This window comes from Chryseobacterium sp. NG-CE01 (assembly GCF_055695505.1).
The window spans coordinates 1,517,672-1,536,051 of record NZ_CM146369.1; the positions used below are offsets into that span (position 1 = coordinate 1,517,672).

Genomic DNA, 18,380 nt, shown 5'->3' on the forward strand with positions numbered 1-18,380 from the left:
CCTTGAGACAAATCAGAATGAAGGGCCAAGAACTTCCTTACTGCTTTGTTTCAAACAAGAACAGATTATCATTAATTAAAATCAATAAAAACAAAACAACACAATGAAAAATTTTATTACCCTGGCTGTATCTTTGTTCAGCCTCAGTATTTTCGGGCAGGTAGGTATAAACAATGCTGCCCCGAATGCCACCCTTCACGTTAATGCTAAAACCACAGACGGAAGCAGGCCTGAAGGTTTTATAGCACCGCGATTAACGGGCGACCAGATTAAAGCAGGAGATGCGCAGTACGGAACGGCACAGAAAGGAGCAATAATTTATGCTACATCTGCAACCGCATCGCCCACTGCAAAAACCATCAATATTACTTCCGAAGGCTATTATTTCTTTGATGGAGTAACGTGGCAGAAGATTTCAGGAGCTGCTGCTGCGGATACTACCAATGATGCCTGGATCAATGATGACGCCAATTCAATGGTGAAGCTGGGAACCAACGCCAACGGTACGGCAAGAGCTACCGGAGCCGATTTTGTAGCCAGAGACAATGGCTCTGTAGGTATCGGAACCGGCAATCCTGATGCAAGTGCTGTTCTTGATATCAGTGCTTCCAACAAAGGAATGCTGATTCCCAGAGTAGCACTTACAAGCATAACAGATATAACGACAATACCTTCTCCGGCTACTGGGTTAATGGTGTATAATACCGGTACTGCCGCTCTTACCTACAAAGGATTCGTATTCTGGAATGGAACAGAATGGAGACAGATTGATGATAAAAGTTTAGTTAATCCTGTTATTACAGGATTAAACTGTAATACCGCTTCTGTCTCGCCGGCTGCATTTACTTCCGGTACACCTTATACCGGTACTTTAACAGTTTACTATTCCGGAGGAAACGGCGGTAGCTATTCTGGCGGTACAACATTTACCCAAAATGGATTGACATTTACACTGGATCAGGGAGTGCTTAATAAAGGCAATGGTTTTATTACATATTCTGTAACCGGTACACCCAACTTTTCATCACCTACTACGATTACAGTTCCTTTAAGTTTTTTAGGTTTTAGCTGCAATGCTACAATAGGTCTGAATTCCACCCCATTCGTGATCGGGGAAATCAGATCTGCAAGAATTATGGTTAATACGGCTTCTTTTACAGCCAACGGCGGATCAAGAAACGTAATGACCGGTAAGGCTGTAGGCAATACCTCCACAACAGATCGAAGAGCTGCTTATGAAGTGGCTGCTAATGATGAGAAAGTTAAATTCATTATAATTAATGGGTTGAGAATGGATTTTCTTGAAAGCGATGTAAATGGAAATGTTAGTCCGAAATTTTATAATACAACGGCTTCAGCGGTCAGTTATAATATAACCTCATTGTCTACTTTTGATCAGTACATTAGCGGGGTGGGAACTTCCATTGCTTCGGGACACTATAGTTATTTAATTGATGGTGATAATAATTTTAATGCTACTGTGGCAGATCAGGCCGAATATGTTAATGCAATGGTTACTTTTCCCAATGGCGAATGGTACAACTGCACTTGGCATGCCACAAGAGATGCCACTAACCATTATTTTTATATAACTGCACAACGTTTAAACTAACATCATTTACATTACACTTTACACAAAACATTGGATGTTAGACCTCGCATGGTATGAAGACCCTGCAGGGAATTCATTTGAGATCAGGTGAAGTATGGATGTAAATATTAATAAGAGAAAAGGCTGTATCATAATTTATGAAACAGCCTTTATTTTTTAGATGAAAGATCTTTTAGGATTATTTATTCAGATTATTTTTAAAATCATCGATCCTGAAATCGGTTAACGCATTTCCTTTTTCAATTTTCTCTTTTGAATAAAGCCGGAAATCGTTTTCTGTTTTTTCTAAGAGATAATCATAAGGACCCACGTGTGATATTAATTTAACCAAAACCGGAGAGATTTCAAGACAAATGAAAAGTCCCATGATGAAAGCGGCGGCCAGTCCGATAATGGCTGAATTTTTCCCCAGTTCATCAAGTGCCTGAAGTCTTGCCGCAAACCCGTTGAATTTATCTTCAAAAGTTTCGGTAGACTTTCTTTCTGTTTCTAAATTGGTGTACACTTTTGAAATCTCCTTATCAAGATATTCCAGTCTTGGAGCGACCTGCTTCTGGTAACTTTCCAAATCCTGGCGTCTTTGTTCCTTCAGTTCCTGTTTACGCTTCGCATTAGGTCCGAAGCCTTCTTTCCCGCTGGTCAGTCCGGACTGTTTTCCTAAGATTTCCTTTTCAAGTTCTACGGAAGCAGAATCATAGGATTTCTGGTAACCGGCAATTTTCTCGGTGATCTGTTTCTTTTCTGTTTCAAAAGGGCCGCTCTGCTGAAGAATCCTTCCGTTCATCTCGCCCTGCAGCTGCTTTTTATTTCTCTGGATAATGGTGTTCAGCTGTTTGTTGACTTCCTTTTCAAAGATTTTAAGCTCAAGTGGTTTTGAAATGATTATTCCCAGGAATGTCGCTAAAATAAGTCTTGGAACAGCCATTAATACCTGATTCCAGGTTCCTGTTTTTTTGATCGAAGAAACGATATAACGGTCAAGGTTAAAGATCATTAATCCCCATAAAACCCCGAAACCCATCGATGTCCAGATATTATCAAAGACGGTGTACATCGCGTATCCCGCAGAAAGTGTTGCAAAAACCGCGGTGAATAAAACAATTCCGCCGATCCCTGCAAACTTATTCCATTCGCTGGGGGTTTTCCTTAATATATGAATGTTTCCTCCGGAGCATACCATCAGAAATTTCTGGAACCAATTGATAGAATGATTCGCCTGATTTATAGTTTGTTGTTTGTTTTTCATGACAGAAAATTTATACAAATGTACTATTAAAAATCATACCAATGTAAAAGATAGTATTATGTTTTACCAAGTATGAATTGATGATTATTTATTTCATTGTGAATCAGGAGATTATTTATTTGCGAAAATATTTCTTATCTTTAGTATCAATCGCTTAAAAAATTTAATATGAAAAATGTAATCAGTCTTTCGGTGGTATGCCTTACACTGGCTTTAACTTCATGCAACAAAGAGAAAACGATAGATGATGATCTTAAAGAAGTTGCGGCCAATATCAACAAAACCACTCCTCAGAATTTAGCGGCCGGCGTGCGCCTGGACAGTGTATCTGCACAGCCGGGAAAAATCTTCCGGTACAATTATACGTTAACCGATGACGAAAAAGAAAGTGTAAGTTCTGAACAGATCGAAGCATTTAAAAAAACAGCGAAGGAAGGAGCATTACAGGTTATAAAAACTTCTCCGGAAATTAAGGAGTTTCGTGATAATGATGTAACTATGGTGTATACCTATTATGATAAAAACGGAAAGCCAACTGCCGACTTTAAAATTACTCCTGAAGAATACAAAACAAAATAACAGATTATTTCAGGCGACCGGGATTCTGCTTAAGGAAGCTTTCCCAGCCGGTATACGATTTTGTATCGGTAATGGTTCCTGAATTGAAATGATGACAAACCGCGACGGCCAGACCATCGGAAGCATCAAGATATTTTGTGGGAAATTCTTTTAGATTCAACAGGCTTTGCAGCATGCCGGCAACCTGCTCTTTACTGGCGTTCCCGTTTCCTGTGATGGCCATTTTTATTTTTTTTGGAGAGTATTCTGTGATCGGAATATTTCGGTGAAGGCTTGCAGCCATAGCAACGCCCTGCGCACGGCCCAACTTCAGCATACTCTGTACGTTTTTTCCGTAAAAAGGCGCTTCCAAAGCCACTTCATCAGGATGAAATTCATCAATCAGTGCTAAGGTTTTATCGAAAATGTATTTAAGCTTGGTTTCGTGGTTGGGGTATTTTTTAAGCAGCAATTCGTGAATGGATACCATTTCCATTTTCCCCTTTTTCACGGAAATAATACCAAAACCCATCACCGTAGTTCCCGGGTCAATTCCTAAAATTATTTTCTCGGCAATCATTGGCTCAAAGATATGATTTTATATGATGTTATCTTGTAAATCATCAAACATCCTATCATAATATAAGCTTTTTTTCTGCTATCGGAACCCAATGCTGATCATGTCGAAGTAAAATTATTTTATCAACTAAGAAATTAGTTTTATATTCTTTGTCTTTATAAACGTCCCATGCTTTGAGATAATTTTCCCATGTCAAATCTTTGTAACCTATTGTCATATGAGGATTAAAAGAATAATTCGTGAAATTAAATATGTCTTTTACTTTTTGATGCAGCATTCTTAATCGTTTATTGTCTTCGGGCTTTACGTAGATTACCGGGTTTTCAGGTTTTGCAAAACTCCCGAAGCCTTTGAGTGTGATTTCAAATGGCGCCATTTGCGTGTCTATTTTCTGAAAAGCATTGTGAATGTCTTCTTCCAAATCTACTTCTCGTGAAAAAGGAGGAAATAGAGTAACATGGGCTTCATTTTTCAATGCTTTTGAACTTGCGTAATTGAGAGCGAAATCCAGCTTGAATTTCTTTAGCTCATCAATAATTTGCTGAGGTGGATATATTGCTATGAAGTAAAGCTTTTTCATAGTGTTAAATTAAAAATATTAAAAGAAATATTTATGCATAAGAAAATTATGCATAAATTTGTTATGTATTAATTGCAGTGTATTGAAAAAGAACAGTCTTTATAAGGGAACTCTTCAGAATATTATTCTTAAGCTATTGGCTAAAGAAGTTAAAATGTATGGTTACCAAATCACGCAAAGGACAAAAGAACTTACGAAAGGAGAGCTAGAAATGACCGAAGGTGCTCTGTATCCTCTTTTGCATAAGCTGGAAGCTGAAGGAATGATTAGTTCCGAAATTCAAAAGACCAATGGAAGGGATCGGAAATATTATCTTTTAACAGATAAAGGAAAAAGAAAGCAGGCAGAACAGGAGGAAGAAATGAAAAGTTATTTATTTAATTTAAATACCATTTTTAATATATGATAACTAAAGCGCAGGAAAATCAGATTGATGTATATCTAAAGTCAAAAAAACTCTATTCACCGCTGCATCATGAAGTGAAGGATCATTTCATCTCCCAGATTTATCACCTTATGGAAGAGCAGTCTCTGAGTTTTCAGGAAGCTTTTCTGGCAACAAAAGTTAGCTGGAAAAACGAATTGAAAATGGTAAGGGCAGATATCTTTTCTTTCAAAAAAGTTGCAAGAATTGAAAAAATTATTTTACAACAGCAGTTTCATAAAATGACTGTTTTTTCTTTTATTTTTTCTGCTGTAGCGTTTGTATTTCTTATGTTAAATGAAGAGGCATTCACGACTTTGCAGATACTGCTGCTGCTAAGCTGGGTGTCGATACTCGGATATAGTTTTATAACCGGGAAAATGAAATTTTCAAATTATGCAATGTTAAGTTTTCATCCATTGCTGATCAGAAATATTCTGTTGGGAACCGCTGTGTTTTTTTTGGCGGGGACAATGAAATTTGGGTATTTAGAAATACAGAATTTAGCGATATCGAAAATATTTCTGGTTTATTGCTTAACCATCCAACTGCAGCTGATGTATTTTAATGCAAAGAAAATAAACGTTTTAATATAAAACTATACTCTGAAAATGATTGTAAAGGAAGAGGAACAGCAGGTTACCGATTATCTTATTTTTCACCGGCTGCCGCTGGATATCTTACTGGAAGTGAAGGATCATATGATTTCACAGATTTCAGATATTCAGCTTAATGAAAAGCTGAGCTTTGATGATGCTTTCCTTAAAACCAGAAAACTTTGGGAAGATGAGTTTAAAACAACAACCTATTATTTGCTTTACAGTGGAGAAATTCCAATGATTTTAAAAAAAATTGTCAAAGCAAAGTATAATAAAATCATCAGAAAATCTTTGCTGCTGGGAATTGTTGCTTCTCTCTTTAGTCTTTCTCTTGTGTTCCTATCTAAAGATCAGACAATGTATAATGATCTTTTCAGAATGTACAATCTTTTATTTATTTTGACTCCGTTTTTATTATGGGTTTTTAACAAAAAAATATGGAAACACGTCCGAAGAGATTTTAAATATGAGGGCAAGCTTTTCTTTACGATATATCAGCAAAACCTTGCCCTTTTTATTTCTTGTATCGGTTTAATGTTTCAGTTTGTGACAAGGGAAGATAAATATCTTTTCAGATTTTTCAGAACGGATGATCCGGTTTCTGCTTTTCCTTTAATGTTAACGTTTATTCTCCCTTATTCTATGTATTCCATGATAATTTTTATGATCGTCAACTTTTTAGAGCATAAAAAAACGCTGAATGGGTTGAAAGATTTCTTGGATATTTCTAAATAAAATTATTCTTTTGAATTTTCAGGAGGTATTTTTACAAAAACTATATAAATGCTTTCTACTTTTTCACTGTCGGTAAAGAACTTGGTAAAAGGTTTCGGAATATAATGTGTTTCATATTGATTACTGAATATAGAATAACTTTTATTATACAGCTTATAGTCCATTCTTTTTCCATGTAGAAAAACCAATGAATTTTCATTTGCATACGGCGGTCCGAAGCTTACTTCACCTAATTCTTTATATATTCCGTTATCCGGCAGCTTTATGATATTATTTTCCAGGAGCTCTTTCTTATTGAAAACCTTTAATTTCTGATCGATGTCATAAGAGAATGGCAGGAATTCTAATAAATAATTCTCTTCCTGAATCAGTTCTTCGGGGATTTCCAGCGAGTAAAAGCCGTTTATATCTGTTTCTGTTGAGTACACATTGTTTATTGTGATAAGGTTAACGTGTGCTTTTACTGGTTTTTCCTCTTCAGAGGTAATAATTCTTCCTGAAGTTATGAATTGATTATGTTCGTTTTTACTGTTCCCCTGCTGTCTTTCTACGGGTAAGTTTTTGTGAGTGAGGATCACCTCCGTTTTTGAAATGGTTTTTGTCTGCGCAGGAACAGTAATCATACTTGCCGTTAACGCAAATCCTGTTGCAACCTTAGTGATACTGATTTTTCCTGAAGAAATATTTTCGGTACGTTCAATACTTTTTTCAAAAGTTTTCTCCGGTTTTCTGTTAATAAGAATTCCACAAAAATGGCTGTCCTTATGATGTGTGATAACTTCTGAAATTTCAGAATGGGTGAGGTTGCTAAGATCATGTACCTTTTTTGAACACAGATCGCAAAATTTTCCTCCCGGAATATTGTGCATATTTTCTAATGATTCTCCGCAGGGCTTCTCAATTTTCAGATAAGGTCTCATAATTTTAGTATAACCGAAAAACGAAAACATTTAATAATTATTTTACAACCAGATCGCAGAACCAGAAAACGTATTCGCTGTCCTGAGTGTTTTCATCAGTTTTTGGTTTCGGATAGCCTTTCTTTATTGTTTCTCCGATATCAAATGAAATAGGATTTTTAAAAATCGGGCCGTCAAAAGTAAAGGTATGAAATTCTCCGTTTTCCCCGCAAGGATCTACATCTTCAGGTAAATCCTTTATAAAATCTTTATCAATGATTCTTCCCGCAAAACTTCTATCAAGATACGTTTCGTTGACGCAGGTTACGATCGTTTTGAATCCTAAATCCAGGAATTCGTGGATTAGAGCAGTGGTATTCTTTTCCCATAACGGGAAAACAGCTTTCATTCCGATGGTATCGAGTTGTTCTTCACGGTATTTTCTTAGGTCTTCCAGAAAAATATCTCCGAAAACTGAATGGGTAACGCCAGCAGATTTAATTTCACTCATGGTTTTTGCCATCATTTCGCGGTATTCTTCCATGGTCGGCTCTTTCGGAAGTTCCATTTTAATCAACGGAAATCCTAAACTTTCAGCCTGCTTTTCCAATAGAGAAACATGAACGCCATGCATAGAGATTCTCTGGAATTCTTTATTAATGCTTGTCAGTAAAGAAGAGATTTCATATTGGTCTTCTTTTAAAATTTTATACAGAGCCAAAGCAGAATCTTTTCCGCTGCTCCAGTTGAAGGTGGCTTTTGGCTTCATTAAAGGGATGATGTTAAAAATGGGTTTAAACCGTTCAATAGGATTTACTTATGATCCGGTTTTCCAAAGTTATTTTATGTAAATGATAAATCAAAAATAAGATCAGAAATTGATATAACTTCAATGGTTGATGATATTGATGAAGGTGAAATTCCTTTAGACGATTTTGTTAAAATTTCGGAAAAATTAATTTCAGAAATTTCATAATAGAAAAGCCGTAGATTGATTTCTACGGCTTTTTATTTAAATTGCCTGTCCGGCTACGGACTACATATTTCTTCGGTACTTCCCGCCCACTTCAAACAAAGCATTGGTAATTTGTCCCAAAGAACAGTACTTCACGGCATCCATCATTACTTCAAATAAATTTTGCTGATTGATTGCTGCGTGTTGTAAAGTTTTTAAGGCTTCTTCGGACTTTTCGTCATTAGACTTTTGGAAATTATGAAGCATTTCGATCTGGAACTGCTTTTCTTCCTCCGTTGAACGAATAACTTCTCCCGGACGCACCGTTGGCGAACCGTCTTTACCTAAGAACGTATTTACTCCGATAATCGGATATTCTCCGGTATGTTTCAGCCACTCATAATGCATTGATTCCTCCTGGATTTTTGAACGCTGATACATGGTTTCCATTGCTCCGAGAACACCGCCTCTTTCCGTAATTCTGTCAAATTCTGCATAAACGGCTTCTTCCACTAGATCCGTTAGTTCTTCAATAATAAATGAACCCTGAAGTGGATTTTCGTTTTTCGCCAATCCTAATTCTTTATTGATAATCAACTGAATGGCCATCGCTCTTCTTACAGACTGCTCAGTCGGAGTTGTAATAGCTTCGTCATAAGCGTTTGTGTGAAGAGAATTACAGTTATCATAGATTGCATAAAGCGCCTGTAAAGTTGTTCTGATATCGTTGAAATCAATTTCCTGAGCGTGCAGCGAACGTCCCGAAGTCTGAATGTGGTATTTCAGCATTTGGCTTCTTTCGTCGGCACCATATTTCAGTTTCATCGCTTTTGCCCAGATTCTTCTGGCGACACGTCCGATTACTGAATATTCAGGATCGATCCCGTTGGAGAAGAAGAATGATAAGTTCGGTGCAAAATCGTTGATGTCCATTCCTCTCGACAGATAATATTCAACATACGTGAAACCATTTGCTAAGGTAAATGCTAATTGAGAAACCGGATTTGCTCCCGCTTCTGCAATGTGATATCCTGAAATAGAAACCGAGTAGAAGTTTCTTACTTTTTCTTTGATGAAATATTCCTGAACGTCCCCCATCAGCCTCAAGGCAAATTCAGTGGAGAAAATGCAGGTATTCTGAGCCTGGTCTTCTTTTAAAATGTCTGCCTGAACAGTTCCCCGAACGGTTGCAATGGTTTTAGCTTTAATTTCGGCATATACATCGGCAGGAATCACTTCATCACCGGTAATTCCTAATAGTTTTAATCCTAAACCATTGTTGGAAGGGGGTAATTCTCCGTTATATTTTGGTCTTTTCAACCCTTTATCGTCGAATTTTGCCTTTAAAACGTCTTCAACTTTAGCCTCAAGATTATTTTCAAGAATATATTTTTCAACATTCTGATCGATCGCGGCATTCATAAAGAAGGCAAGCAACATCGGTGCAGGTCCGTTGATGGTCATTGAAACCGAAGTCAGTGCATTTACCAGATCAAATCCTGAATAAAGCTTTTTAGCATCATCCAATGTTGCAATAGAAACCCCCGCATTTCCGATTTTTCCGTAAATGTCCGGTGGCAGGGCAGGATCCTGTCCGTACAATGTTACAGAGTCAAACGCTGTAGATAAACGTTTTGCCGGCATTTCTGCAGAAACGTAGTGGAATCTCCTGTTGGTTCTTTCCGGGCCTCCTTCTCCAGCGAACATTCTCGTAGGATCTTCTCCGGTTCTTTTAAATGGATAAATCCCTGCTGTGTATGGGAAACTTCCCGGAAGATTTTCCTGGCCTTTCCATTTGATCAGGTCGCCCCAATCGTTGTATTTTGGTAATGCAATCTTTGGGATTCTCAAATGAGATAAAGATTCCGTTGAGGTTTCTACCTTAATTTCTTTCCCACGAACGAAGTAGGAATAGAATTCAGCTTTAAACGCCTCTTTTGTATCATCCCAGGTTTTAAGGAAATCGATATTTTCCTGCTGAAGTTCTTTTTCAGCTTTCTGGTATTCAGCATCTAGCGTTTCATTGGAGAGGAAATTTTTAACTCCTTCAATATGATACATTTTTCTTGCTAATTCAGCCTGTTTTTCAACATTCGCATCGTATTGTCTGTTGTTTTCAACAATTTCGGAAAGATAACGGACTCTTTTTGGAGGGATGATGGTTACTTCTTCCGTAATTTCCTGTTCAACAAAACCTTGAAATTGTGGTGCGTTGTCACCCTGAGTTTGTCGAAGGGTTTCATTAACTTTAGAAACCAGTCTGTTGTATAATTCTGTTGTTCCGTGATCATTGAACTGAGAAGCTTTTGTTGCATACACCGGCATTTCATCCAATGGCTGTTCCCACAACAAATGGTTTCTCTGGAATTGTTTTCTTACTGCCTGAAGAGCGTCAAGAGCACCTCTTTTATCGGATTTGTTTAGGGCAACCAAATCCGCATAATCCAGCATATCGATTTTTTCAAGCTGTGTGGAAGCTCCGTATTCAGGAGTCATCACATACATTGAAACGTCTGCAAAATCAGATACTTCCGAGCCGGATTGTCCGATGCCCGAAGTTTCAAGAATAATTACATCAGGATGTGCCAGTTTCAATACGTTCAAAGCAGACTGGATGAACGGGGAAACGGAAACGTTGTTCTCTCTTGTTGCCATTGAACGCATATAAACCCGTGGGTCATTGATGGCGTTCATACGGATTCTGTCTCCTAATAATGCTCCTCCTGTTTTCTTTTTGGAAGGATCAATAGAGATGATGGCAATCTTTTTATCGGTGTTGGAGCGTAAGAAACGTCTTACCAATTCGTCTGTTAATGATGATTTTCCGGCTCCTCCGGTTCCTGTGATCCCGATAATCGGAATGTGAAGGTCCTTTGATTTTTCGTCGATGGCAGCAACCAGTTCAGGGTTTTCATCTGAAAAATTTTCAACAGCTGAAATAATTTTCGCTATGCTTGTCGGATTTTCAAAACTAATTGAATCCAGATCATTAATGCTTACCTCTTTTCCTGTTGCAAAATCGGATTTTTGAACCAGATCATCAATCATTCCCTGAAGGCCAAGCTCACGGCCATCGTCCGGAGAATAAATTCTGTCGATCCCGTAATTCATTAAATCTTTAATTTCTTCAGGCAGAATTACACCGCCGCCACCGCCGAAAATTTTAATCTGCGGTGAATTTTTTTCTCTTAAAAGATCATAGATGTACTTGAAATATTCATTGTGGCCGCCCTGATAAGAGGTCAAAGCAATAGCATTGGCGTCTTCCTGAATGGCAGTATTTACAACTTCTTCAGCCGATTTGTCGTGACCAAGGTGAATGACTTCGCATCCTGTTCCCTGAATTACGCGGCGCATAATATTAATAGCAGCATCATGACCGTCGAATAACGACGCAGCGGTCACAATTCTGACTTTATTTTTTGGAGTATATTTTTGGGTTTCCATAAAAGATTTAGAAAATTTCTGAATTTCCAAATATAATAATAAAATAGGAACCTTTTGTCTGTGATTAATGGTTTGATTATTAATTGATTAAAGTGTACTGCTGTTTTAAGCAACCGCCGGATAGCAAACAGTTGTTAGTCCGGCGATACAGGTTTTCAGATTATAGGATTAATTCTCTACTTTTGTATTTTATTATATATGGTATGAAAAAAGCTTTGCTTTATTTTTTATTGGGAACTGTTCTGAGTTTTTTGATCAACTATTTTTTTTACAGTTCTGAAAACATCGGACTTGACATTTATTATGCAATTGCTTTCGGTTTCGCTTGGGGAATTGCTTATTATCTCGATACCCCAAATTTCACTTTAGCCAAAAAATTAGGGCTTTCTTTTGTGGCTATGGGAATTCTAGTTCTGGTGGGAACTTTGATTTTTAATCTTGAGCTGGCAATTCCTTCTATCTTGAAATTTTCCACTGTTTTCGTAGCGTATTATTTAATTGCAAGCTTCAGAGCCAATAAAACACTTCGTGATTAATGCATCATACGGAAACTTGCGTATACTAATAAAAGTAACATACACAAAAGCGCAAAGAAATTAATAATAAATAAAGATATTCCTTTAATTACGCTTATGCTTCTGGAATTTTCGTAGACCCTGTGATGGGCTATAAAGAAATAGATCAGCATGTACACTATAGCTGTTGTATAGATAAGAAAGTTCAATAGTTTAAAAATGGTGTGATCCGGGAGCAATGATAAGATTTCCGATGAAAATATCATCAGGAGGATTCCCAGCAGTAAGAATGAGAAATAATGGAGCGTGAAAATCCCGTTATCAAAAAACCACCATTTCTTTTTGTTATGGAAAATCCATAAGAAAAAAGCGAAAACCGGTAGGTAGATGAACAGCGCTTTAGGTAACGTATGCACAACGGTTTCGCTAAATTTCTCGAAAATCTGTTCTTTATTCAGTCCCTGTTCCTGTAAATGAAAGATCTTTTTTGCAACCGGCCTCATGAAATTAAACAAAGACTGTTTATTGGTGTTCTTAGCTGAAAGGGAATCAAACTGCTTCATATTTGAGGCTCCGAGAATACCTAGCTTTCCGTCTTCGGTTTCTTCGAAAGCATCTGTTTCAATATTATTTCCGTTGACCTCGGTTACTTTAAGATCCTTGATGACTTCAGGCTTTATGAGCATATTTTTATTCTCTTTATTGATGCTGTCGAGTAATTTTACGATTTTTTCTTTATTTGCTTTTTCCCTTTCTACTCTGTTTATATGGTAAACTTCCTTACTTTCCTGCTGTTCTTCTGAAGAGGAAAAAAGGGAAGGAAGAAAAAATGTAATGAAACTTATAAAAATATAGAGTTTAACCGGAGCTACATACGATTGTCTTTTTCCTGCAAGATATTCTTTGGTAAGCTTCCCCGGACGAAACAAGAGATATTTAATTGTTTTCCAGAACTGCCCGTCATAATGCGTGAAATCCTCAATAAAATGCGAGAATAAGTAATAGAAAGGCTGTTTGGGCTGAATATTTTCCTGTCCGCAGTGGGGGCAGAACCTTTCTTCAACCGTATGCCCGCAGTTCAGACAGGTTTTATCATCTCTTAGTTTACCGTGACTCATGATTAGTGACATTTTATTACCGCAAATATAAAAATTTAGTCGATACTATATATTTATTCATAAAATTTACTGTTAATATTTGAATAAAATTTAATACAGCCTAACAAAAAGCAGACTTTATGATTAAATTCGTCTTGAAAAATAATCAGCTTTAATATTTTATTGAGAATTTTACACAGTATGCTCTTTCGAGATGTATATGTTGCTTTTGTTATTCGAACTTATTTTCGTAAACATCTAAATATCTTAATTTTATGATTACAGAATAATTAATGCATGATATGTTTTTGGGATAAAAAAATAATTTGTACCTTTGCACACCCTTTTAGGGGAAAATTATGTTTAATCTTTAACTAAAACGTGTGAATACATTAAGTTACAAAACTGTTTCAGCGAACAAAGCTACTGCTAATAAAGAATGGGTTGTGGTAGACGCTGAAGGACAGCCGTTAGGTAGATTAGCTTCTACGGTTGCAAAGATTTTGAGAGGTAAGCACAAAACAAATTATACACCTCACGTAGATTGTGGTGATAACGTAATTGTTTTGAATGCTGGGAAAGTAACTCTTTCCGGAAACAAGTGGAACGACAAGACGTATATCTGGCATACAGGGTATCCTGGAGGACAGAAGTCTATGACTGCGGCTGAACTTCAAAAGAAAGATTCTTTAAAAGTATTGGAAAAATCAGTAAAAGGGATGTTGCCTAAAAACAGACTGGGAGCTGCTATCCTTAAGAATCTTTACTTATATGAAGGAACTGAGCACAAACATGAAGCTCAACAGCCTAAAACAATTAATGTTAACGAATTTAAATAATTAATATGTCTACAGTTCACAAAATCGGAAGAAGAAAAACTTCTGTAGCAAGAGTTTATGTGAAGCCAGGTTCTGGTAACATTACAGTAAACGGTAAAGATGCTAAAGAATACTTCTCTACAGATGTAATGGTTTACAAATTGAACCAACCATTTATCCTTTCTGAAACTGTTGGTCAGTACGACGTTACCGTAAACGTATTCGGTGGTGGAAATACAGGACAGGCAGAAGCTATCAGATTAGGTATTTCAAGAGCTTTATGCGAAATCAACGCTGAGTTCAGATTAGCTTTGAAACCAGCTGGTTTACTTACAAGAGACGCAAGAATGGTGGAAAGAAAGAAGCCAGGTCAGAAAAAAGCAAGAAAGAGATTCCAATTCTCAAAACGTTAAGATTTGCTGTTGGCGAATGGCTTATAGCTATTGGCTACAGAAATGTATTAAATTTTATTTAAACTTAATCTCGGCGCAAAGCCAATTGCCAAAAGCAAAAAGCAAACCGCCAATTGCCCGTTACGTTTAGCATCCAAACGCTTCTCCCATCTAAAGAAGTTGTTGATTGTTTAAAAGACGGAAAGTAAACTAACAAAAACAGAAAACATGGCAAAAGCAAATGTAAAAGACCTCCTAGAGGCTGGCGTACACTTCGGTCACATGACCAGAAAGTGGAACCCAAATATGGCTCCATACATTTTTATGGAGAAAAATGGTATTCACATTGTAGACTTACATAAAACAGCAGTTAAATTGGATGAAGCTTGCAGCGCTTTAGAAAAATTAACTTCTGCAGGTAAAAAAGTTCTTTTCGTAGCTACTAAAAAGCAGGCGAAAGAAGTTGTTGCAAAACACGCTTCTGAACTTAATATGCCTTATATTACAGAAAGATGGCCTGGAGGTATGTTAACGAACTTCGTTACAATCAGAAAGGCTGTTAAGAAAATGAACTCCATCGATAAAATGAAAAAAGATGGTACGTTCGAAACTTTATCTAAAAAAGAAAGATTACAGGTAGACAGACAAAGAGCTAACCTTGAGAAGAACTTAGGTTCTATCGCTGACATGGTAAGACTTCCCTCTGCTGTATTCGTAGTAGATATCATGAGAGAACACATCGCGGTAACTGAAGCTAAGAAATTAGGTATCCCAGTTTTCGGTATCGTTGATACAAACTCAGATCCTAGAAAAGTAGACTTCGTTATCCCAGGAAACGATGATGCTTCTAAATCTATCGACATGATCCTTAGCGTAGTTTCTGAAGCTATCAAAGAAGGTCAGTCTCAGAGAAAAGCTGATAAAGAAAAATCTAAAGAAGAAGGAGAAGTAGTATCTGCAGATAAAGATGCTGATTTCGACGGAGAATAATTGAGATTTTCTTACCATACAAAAACTGCTGAATCCTTGGATTCAGCAGTTTTATTTTTTCAGATGCTATGTCTATCTTTAAATTAGTTCGAAAGCTTTATTTCGTAAGGCCCTGATATAAATTTTGTTTTCTGGTAAACGGCATCGCAGATCATCCCGGAAAGATTGTAATTCTGGTTTTTAGGAACCATCACGGCTCCTATTTTACTGGCCGCGATAGGAACTTTCTTATAATAGTTGTTTCCGCTTATCGTAAGTACCATATTGCAGCGGGAATTATTTTCTACCGTAATAGAGGTTCTTGGATCGGCCGAAGAATCATTAAGTAAATAAGTTAGAACCTCCGCACTTTCAGATTTATAGGTTTTAATCAGCGCTTGATATTCTCTTTCAGCCTGTGCTGCAGAAATTGTACTGCTTCCCGTGATGGAAGGTTTCGCAACGGTTTTTCTGACCGGATATTTTCTTGTATTTACTGTGCTGCCACAACTGTTCAGAAGTAATATAACAGCTGCTGAAAATGAAATGTACTTCTTCATAACAATCATTATAAATACAAATGTAATCTTTTTTACTTTTTTCTTAATGTATTTCCCTGGGGAGGCCGGGGATTGCTAATCGTTAAAAATAGACTCTTGTTGATATCTTTTTTAGAAGAATACACCACGTCACAAACATTCCCCTGCAATGTGTACGTCCCCTTATTGATCACGATAAAGTTTTCGCCCTTAGCCGGAACAGCCATATTGTAAAAATCTTTCCCTTGAATCTTTAGAACGAGATTGCAATCAGACTGGTTCCTAAACAAAAGGATAATTTCCTTACTGTTGATATCTTCATTAAACATGGCGTTAAGCAGCTTTACCGTCTTTTCTTTATGTTCTGTTGAGGAGGAAGCAATCAGACGTTTAAACTCTTCTGCTTCGTCAGAATTAGGTTTTTTAAGGACTCCGTTAGGTATTTCGGAAATCACAGGTCTTGCTTCCATGGGTTTTGCATTCTTCTTGCCTTTAGTCCATTCAGCGTTTTTTAAAGCAATAAGTTTAGACTTCAGAATGTTTTTTTTAGGATCATCGGGGTGGATATTTTTTAGATAGTTTTCAATTTCATTAATATCCTTACTTTCTAAAATATGATGGAAAGTACTTGCTGTATTGGCGTTTTTGCATGCGAAAAATGAGAGCATCAAAACAAGTAAGATATTTTTTTTCATAAGCCGGACTTCAGATAATTTGTGTTATAGATACGATAAAAATATCAGAATGCAGTATAATTACATCCTTTGCTAGTTAAATACAATGTTATTCAGAAATGCTGGCTGGGTATTTTTTTCATCATGTGTGTGTTATTTAATTAATTTTAAATTTAATGTAAGTAATGGTTTTTCCTTTAGCAGAAAACAGTTCTTCATAATAAGTCCTGATATCTCTTAGATGCGGTGTACCAGGATCATATTCAGGAGCTCCGTAAATATCATGATGTGCAGTGATGATTTCATATCCTGCTCCCTGCAGAAAACCGAGCGTGTAACCGTGAAGAAATTCCGAGTCGGTTTTTAAATGAATAATTCCGCCGGGTTTCAGGAATTTTTTATATCTGTCTAAAAAATCAGGATGAGTAAGCCTGTGCTTTGTACGTTTGTATTTGATCTGAGGATCCGGGAATGTAATCCATATTTCATCAACTTCATTTTCCCCGAAAAAATAATCTACCAGTTCGATCTGGGTTCTCAGAAATGCGACATTCTGCATTCCGGTTTCATGAGCTTCCTTAGCACCAAACCAGAATCTTGCGCCCTTCACGTCGATGCCGATAAAGTTTCTGTCAGGAAACGCCTTTGCCAGTCCTACAGTGTATTCCCCTTTACCGCAGCCCAGTTCCAGTACGATAGGATTGTCATTCTTAAAGAATTCTGTTTTCCATTTTCCTTTAAGATTAAAGCCGTTCAGTGCCTCCTCTCTGGTTGGCTGAACAACGTTTGGCAATACCTTATTTTCCGCGAATCTTGCTAATTTATTTTTACCCATGAAACAGTTATAAAATCCTGCAAAAATAGCAAAATTTATAAAAGCTTTCCTTAAATCCTATGAATTTATTTCTTGGAAGAACTTCCGAGAGCGACCATTAGAGGCTTCTGTATTGTTTTTTGGGATGCATACTGCGCCCCGCAGACAATACTGGTGAAAAGATAATCTCCTTTCTGTACAACAACGGAGTTGTCTCCGTGGGCAGGAACGGGAAGCCTGTATTTTGTAATGCCGACGCCTTCCATTCTTACAATAATATTGCAGTCGGATTTATTTTCGATCATCACAATGCATTCTTTGGCGTTCGGATCGTTGTCGAAAAGTGAATTTAATATTTTTACGGTTTTATTTTTATGTTCTACGGGATTTTCCGCCATCAGCATATTAAACTCTGAAGCTTCAGTATCCGGTATTGCAGCGGCTGTTGTAGTAGCGGGAGTTGTAGGAGCTATGTAGACATTTTGCGGAGTACTTGGAGTATAAACAACCGCAGCCTGCCCAACCTGGAGTTCTTTCTGATATTTTGCAATCTGCTTTTTCTTGATGTTGGCATTCATCTCCTCGAAAGATATTTTGGTAGATGGCCGTCTTTTCAGCATTGCAAGCCAATCCTGCATCTGCTTTACCTTGGTATCACCTGGTTTTGCATTTTTAATATAATCTTTCATCATTTCCATAACCCTGGGCTTCAGTACTGATCTTCTGGGATCATCGGGGTGGGCATCTCTTAGAAAAGCATTGATTTCATATATGTTTTTGCTTTTTAAAATCTCACTGTAATCCTTGCCTTTTTTCTGGGCGGAAAAATTCACAAAAAGAATAGCGCTGAAAATCAGAAATATCTTCTTCATTCATTGATATTAAAACGTTGTTATTTTTTTAAGTGTCTTAATATGATAACGGAAA

The 18,380-nt window shown here is 37.1% G+C and carries 20 protein-coding genes; 9 read left to right on the forward strand and 11 right to left on the reverse strand.

All coding sequences use genetic code 11. The features are described from left to right. Nucleotides 1–103: 103 nt before the first annotated feature. Nucleotides 104–1,612 (forward strand): hypothetical protein, encoded by a 1,509-nt coding sequence (locus ACYT6F_RS07385; RefSeq protein WP_472600579.1) that lies wholly within the window; start codon nt 104–106, stop codon nt 1,610–1,612. A gap of 178 nt (nt 1,613–1,790) precedes the next feature. On the opposite strand, the gene ACYT6F_RS07390 is transcribed toward ACYT6F_RS07385, so the two are convergent. Further along, the gene (locus tag ACYT6F_RS07390) at nt 1,791–2,858 is read right to left on the reverse strand and encodes a DUF4407 domain-containing protein (RefSeq protein WP_472600580.1); all 1,068 of its coding nucleotides are present in this window, start codon (nt 2,856–2,858) and stop codon (nt 1,791–1,793) included. 168 nt (nt 2,859–3,026) lie between these two features. On the opposite strand from ACYT6F_RS07390, the gene ACYT6F_RS07395 reads away from it, so the two are divergent. Beyond that, nucleotides 3,027–3,437 (forward strand): hypothetical protein, encoded by a 411-nt coding sequence (locus ACYT6F_RS07395; protein ID WP_472600581.1) that lies wholly within the window; start codon nt 3,027–3,029, stop codon nt 3,435–3,437. 4 nt (nt 3,438–3,441) lie between these two features. Here the strand turns inward: ACYT6F_RS07395 and ruvC are convergent, their stop codons facing one another. Continuing rightward, nucleotides 3,442–3,996 carry a crossover junction endodeoxyribonuclease RuvC gene (ruvC, locus tag ACYT6F_RS07400; RefSeq protein ID WP_472600582.1) on the reverse strand — a complete coding sequence of 185 codons (555 nt, stop codon included), beginning with the start codon at nt 3,994–3,996 and terminating at the stop codon, nt 3,442–3,444. A 55-nt stretch (nt 3,997–4,051) separates the two neighbouring features. After that, nucleotides 4,052–4,576 (reverse strand): 2'-5' RNA ligase family protein, encoded by a 525-nt coding sequence (locus ACYT6F_RS07405; protein WP_472600583.1) that lies wholly within the window; start codon nt 4,574–4,576, stop codon nt 4,052–4,054. 82 nt (nt 4,577–4,658) lie between these two features. On the opposite strand from ACYT6F_RS07405, the gene ACYT6F_RS07410 reads away from it, so the two are divergent. The 3 genes from ACYT6F_RS07410 to ACYT6F_RS07420 are packed head-to-tail and all read left to right on the forward strand — an operon-like array spanning nt 4,659 to nt 6,334. Next, nucleotides 4,659–4,982 carry a PadR family transcriptional regulator gene (locus ACYT6F_RS07410; RefSeq protein WP_169232017.1) on the forward strand — a complete coding sequence of 108 codons (324 nt, stop codon included), beginning with the start codon at nt 4,659–4,661 and terminating at the stop codon, nt 4,980–4,982. Beyond that, nucleotides 4,979–5,596 (forward strand): hypothetical protein, encoded by a 618-nt coding sequence (locus tag ACYT6F_RS07415; protein WP_472600584.1) that lies wholly within the window; start codon nt 4,979–4,981, stop codon nt 5,594–5,596. The genes ACYT6F_RS07410 and ACYT6F_RS07415 overlap by 4 nt, the downstream gene beginning before the upstream one ends. Nucleotides 5,597–5,611: 15 nt before the next feature. Next, nucleotides 5,612–6,334 (forward strand): hypothetical protein, encoded by a 723-nt coding sequence (locus tag ACYT6F_RS07420; RefSeq protein WP_472600585.1) that lies wholly within the window; start codon nt 5,612–5,614, stop codon nt 6,332–6,334. Between the two features lie 2 nt (nt 6,335–6,336). On the opposite strand, the gene ACYT6F_RS07425 is transcribed toward ACYT6F_RS07420, so the two are convergent. The 3 genes from ACYT6F_RS07425 to ACYT6F_RS07435 all read right to left on the reverse strand — a co-directional run bounded on the left by ACYT6F_RS07425 (nt 6,337) and on the right by ACYT6F_RS07435 (nt 11,635). Further along, complete coding sequence (locus tag ACYT6F_RS07425) at nt 6,337–7,284, reverse strand: hypothetical protein (RefSeq protein ID WP_472600586.1); 948 nt, start codon at nt 7,282–7,284, stop codon at nt 6,337–6,339. Nucleotides 7,285–7,291: 7 nt separating this feature from the next. Next, nucleotides 7,292–8,002: a Dph6-related ATP pyrophosphatase gene (locus ACYT6F_RS07430; protein ID WP_472600588.1), complete on the reverse strand. Its 711-nt coding sequence runs from the start codon at nt 8,000–8,002 to the stop codon at nt 7,292–7,294. 267 nt (nt 8,003–8,269) lie between these two features. Continuing rightward, entirely contained in the window at nt 8,270–11,635 is a 3,366-nt protein-coding gene (locus tag ACYT6F_RS07435) for a methylmalonyl-CoA mutase family protein (protein WP_472600589.1), read from the reverse strand. A gap of 203 nt (nt 11,636–11,838) precedes the next feature. Between ACYT6F_RS07435 and ACYT6F_RS07440 the strand changes: the two genes are divergently transcribed. Further along, nucleotides 11,839–12,171, forward strand: a complete 333-nt coding sequence (locus ACYT6F_RS07440) for a hypothetical protein (protein WP_472600590.1) — start codon at nt 11,839–11,841, stop codon at nt 12,169–12,171. On the opposite strand, the gene ACYT6F_RS07445 is transcribed toward ACYT6F_RS07440, so the two are convergent. After that, on the reverse strand, nt 12,168–13,268 hold the full coding sequence (locus tag ACYT6F_RS07445) for a DUF3667 domain-containing protein (protein WP_472600591.1): 1,101 nt from the start codon (nt 13,266–13,268) through the stop codon (nt 12,168–12,170). The genes ACYT6F_RS07440 and ACYT6F_RS07445 overlap by 4 nt on opposite strands. Before the next feature lie 362 nt (nt 13,269–13,630). On the opposite strand from ACYT6F_RS07445, the gene rplM reads away from it, so the two are divergent. The 3 genes from rplM to rpsB all read left to right on the forward strand — a co-directional run bounded on the left by rplM (nt 13,631) and on the right by rpsB (nt 15,447). Next, nucleotides 13,631–14,086: a 50S ribosomal protein L13 gene (rplM, locus tag ACYT6F_RS07450; RefSeq protein WP_027381190.1), complete on the forward strand. Its 456-nt coding sequence runs from the start codon at nt 13,631–13,633 to the stop codon at nt 14,084–14,086. Nucleotides 14,087–14,091: 5 nt separating this feature from the next. Then, nucleotides 14,092–14,478: a 30S ribosomal protein S9 gene (rpsI, locus tag ACYT6F_RS07455; RefSeq protein ID WP_029295345.1), complete on the forward strand. Its 387-nt coding sequence runs from the start codon at nt 14,092–14,094 to the stop codon at nt 14,476–14,478. Nucleotides 14,479–14,685: 207 nt separating this feature from the next. Continuing rightward, the gene (gene rpsB / locus ACYT6F_RS07460) at nt 14,686–15,447 is read left to right on the forward strand and encodes a 30S ribosomal protein S2 (RefSeq protein ID WP_169232023.1); all 762 of its coding nucleotides are present in this window, start codon (nt 14,686–14,688) and stop codon (nt 15,445–15,447) included. Between the two features lie 83 nt (nt 15,448–15,530). Here the strand turns inward: rpsB and ACYT6F_RS07465 are convergent, their stop codons facing one another. From ACYT6F_RS07465 to ACYT6F_RS07480, 4 genes are all read right to left on the reverse strand, one after another. Next, the gene (locus ACYT6F_RS07465) at nt 15,531–15,986 is read right to left on the reverse strand and encodes a DUF6759 domain-containing protein (protein WP_472600592.1); all 456 of its coding nucleotides are present in this window, start codon (nt 15,984–15,986) and stop codon (nt 15,531–15,533) included. A gap of 32 nt (nt 15,987–16,018) precedes the next feature. Continuing rightward, complete coding sequence (locus tag ACYT6F_RS07470) at nt 16,019–16,660, reverse strand: DUF6759 domain-containing protein (RefSeq protein WP_472600593.1); 642 nt, start codon at nt 16,658–16,660, stop codon at nt 16,019–16,021. 136 nt (nt 16,661–16,796) lie between these two features. Further along, on the reverse strand, nt 16,797–17,474 hold the full coding sequence (gene trmB / locus ACYT6F_RS07475; protein WP_472600594.1) for a tRNA (guanosine(46)-N7)-methyltransferase TrmB: 678 nt from the start codon (nt 17,472–17,474) through the stop codon (nt 16,797–16,799). A gap of 65 nt (nt 17,475–17,539) precedes the next feature. Further along, a complete protein-coding gene (locus ACYT6F_RS07480; RefSeq protein WP_472600595.1) occupies nt 17,540–18,325 on the reverse strand; it encodes a DUF6759 domain-containing protein in 786 nt (261 codons plus the stop codon). Nucleotides 18,326–18,380: the final 55 nt, after the last annotated feature.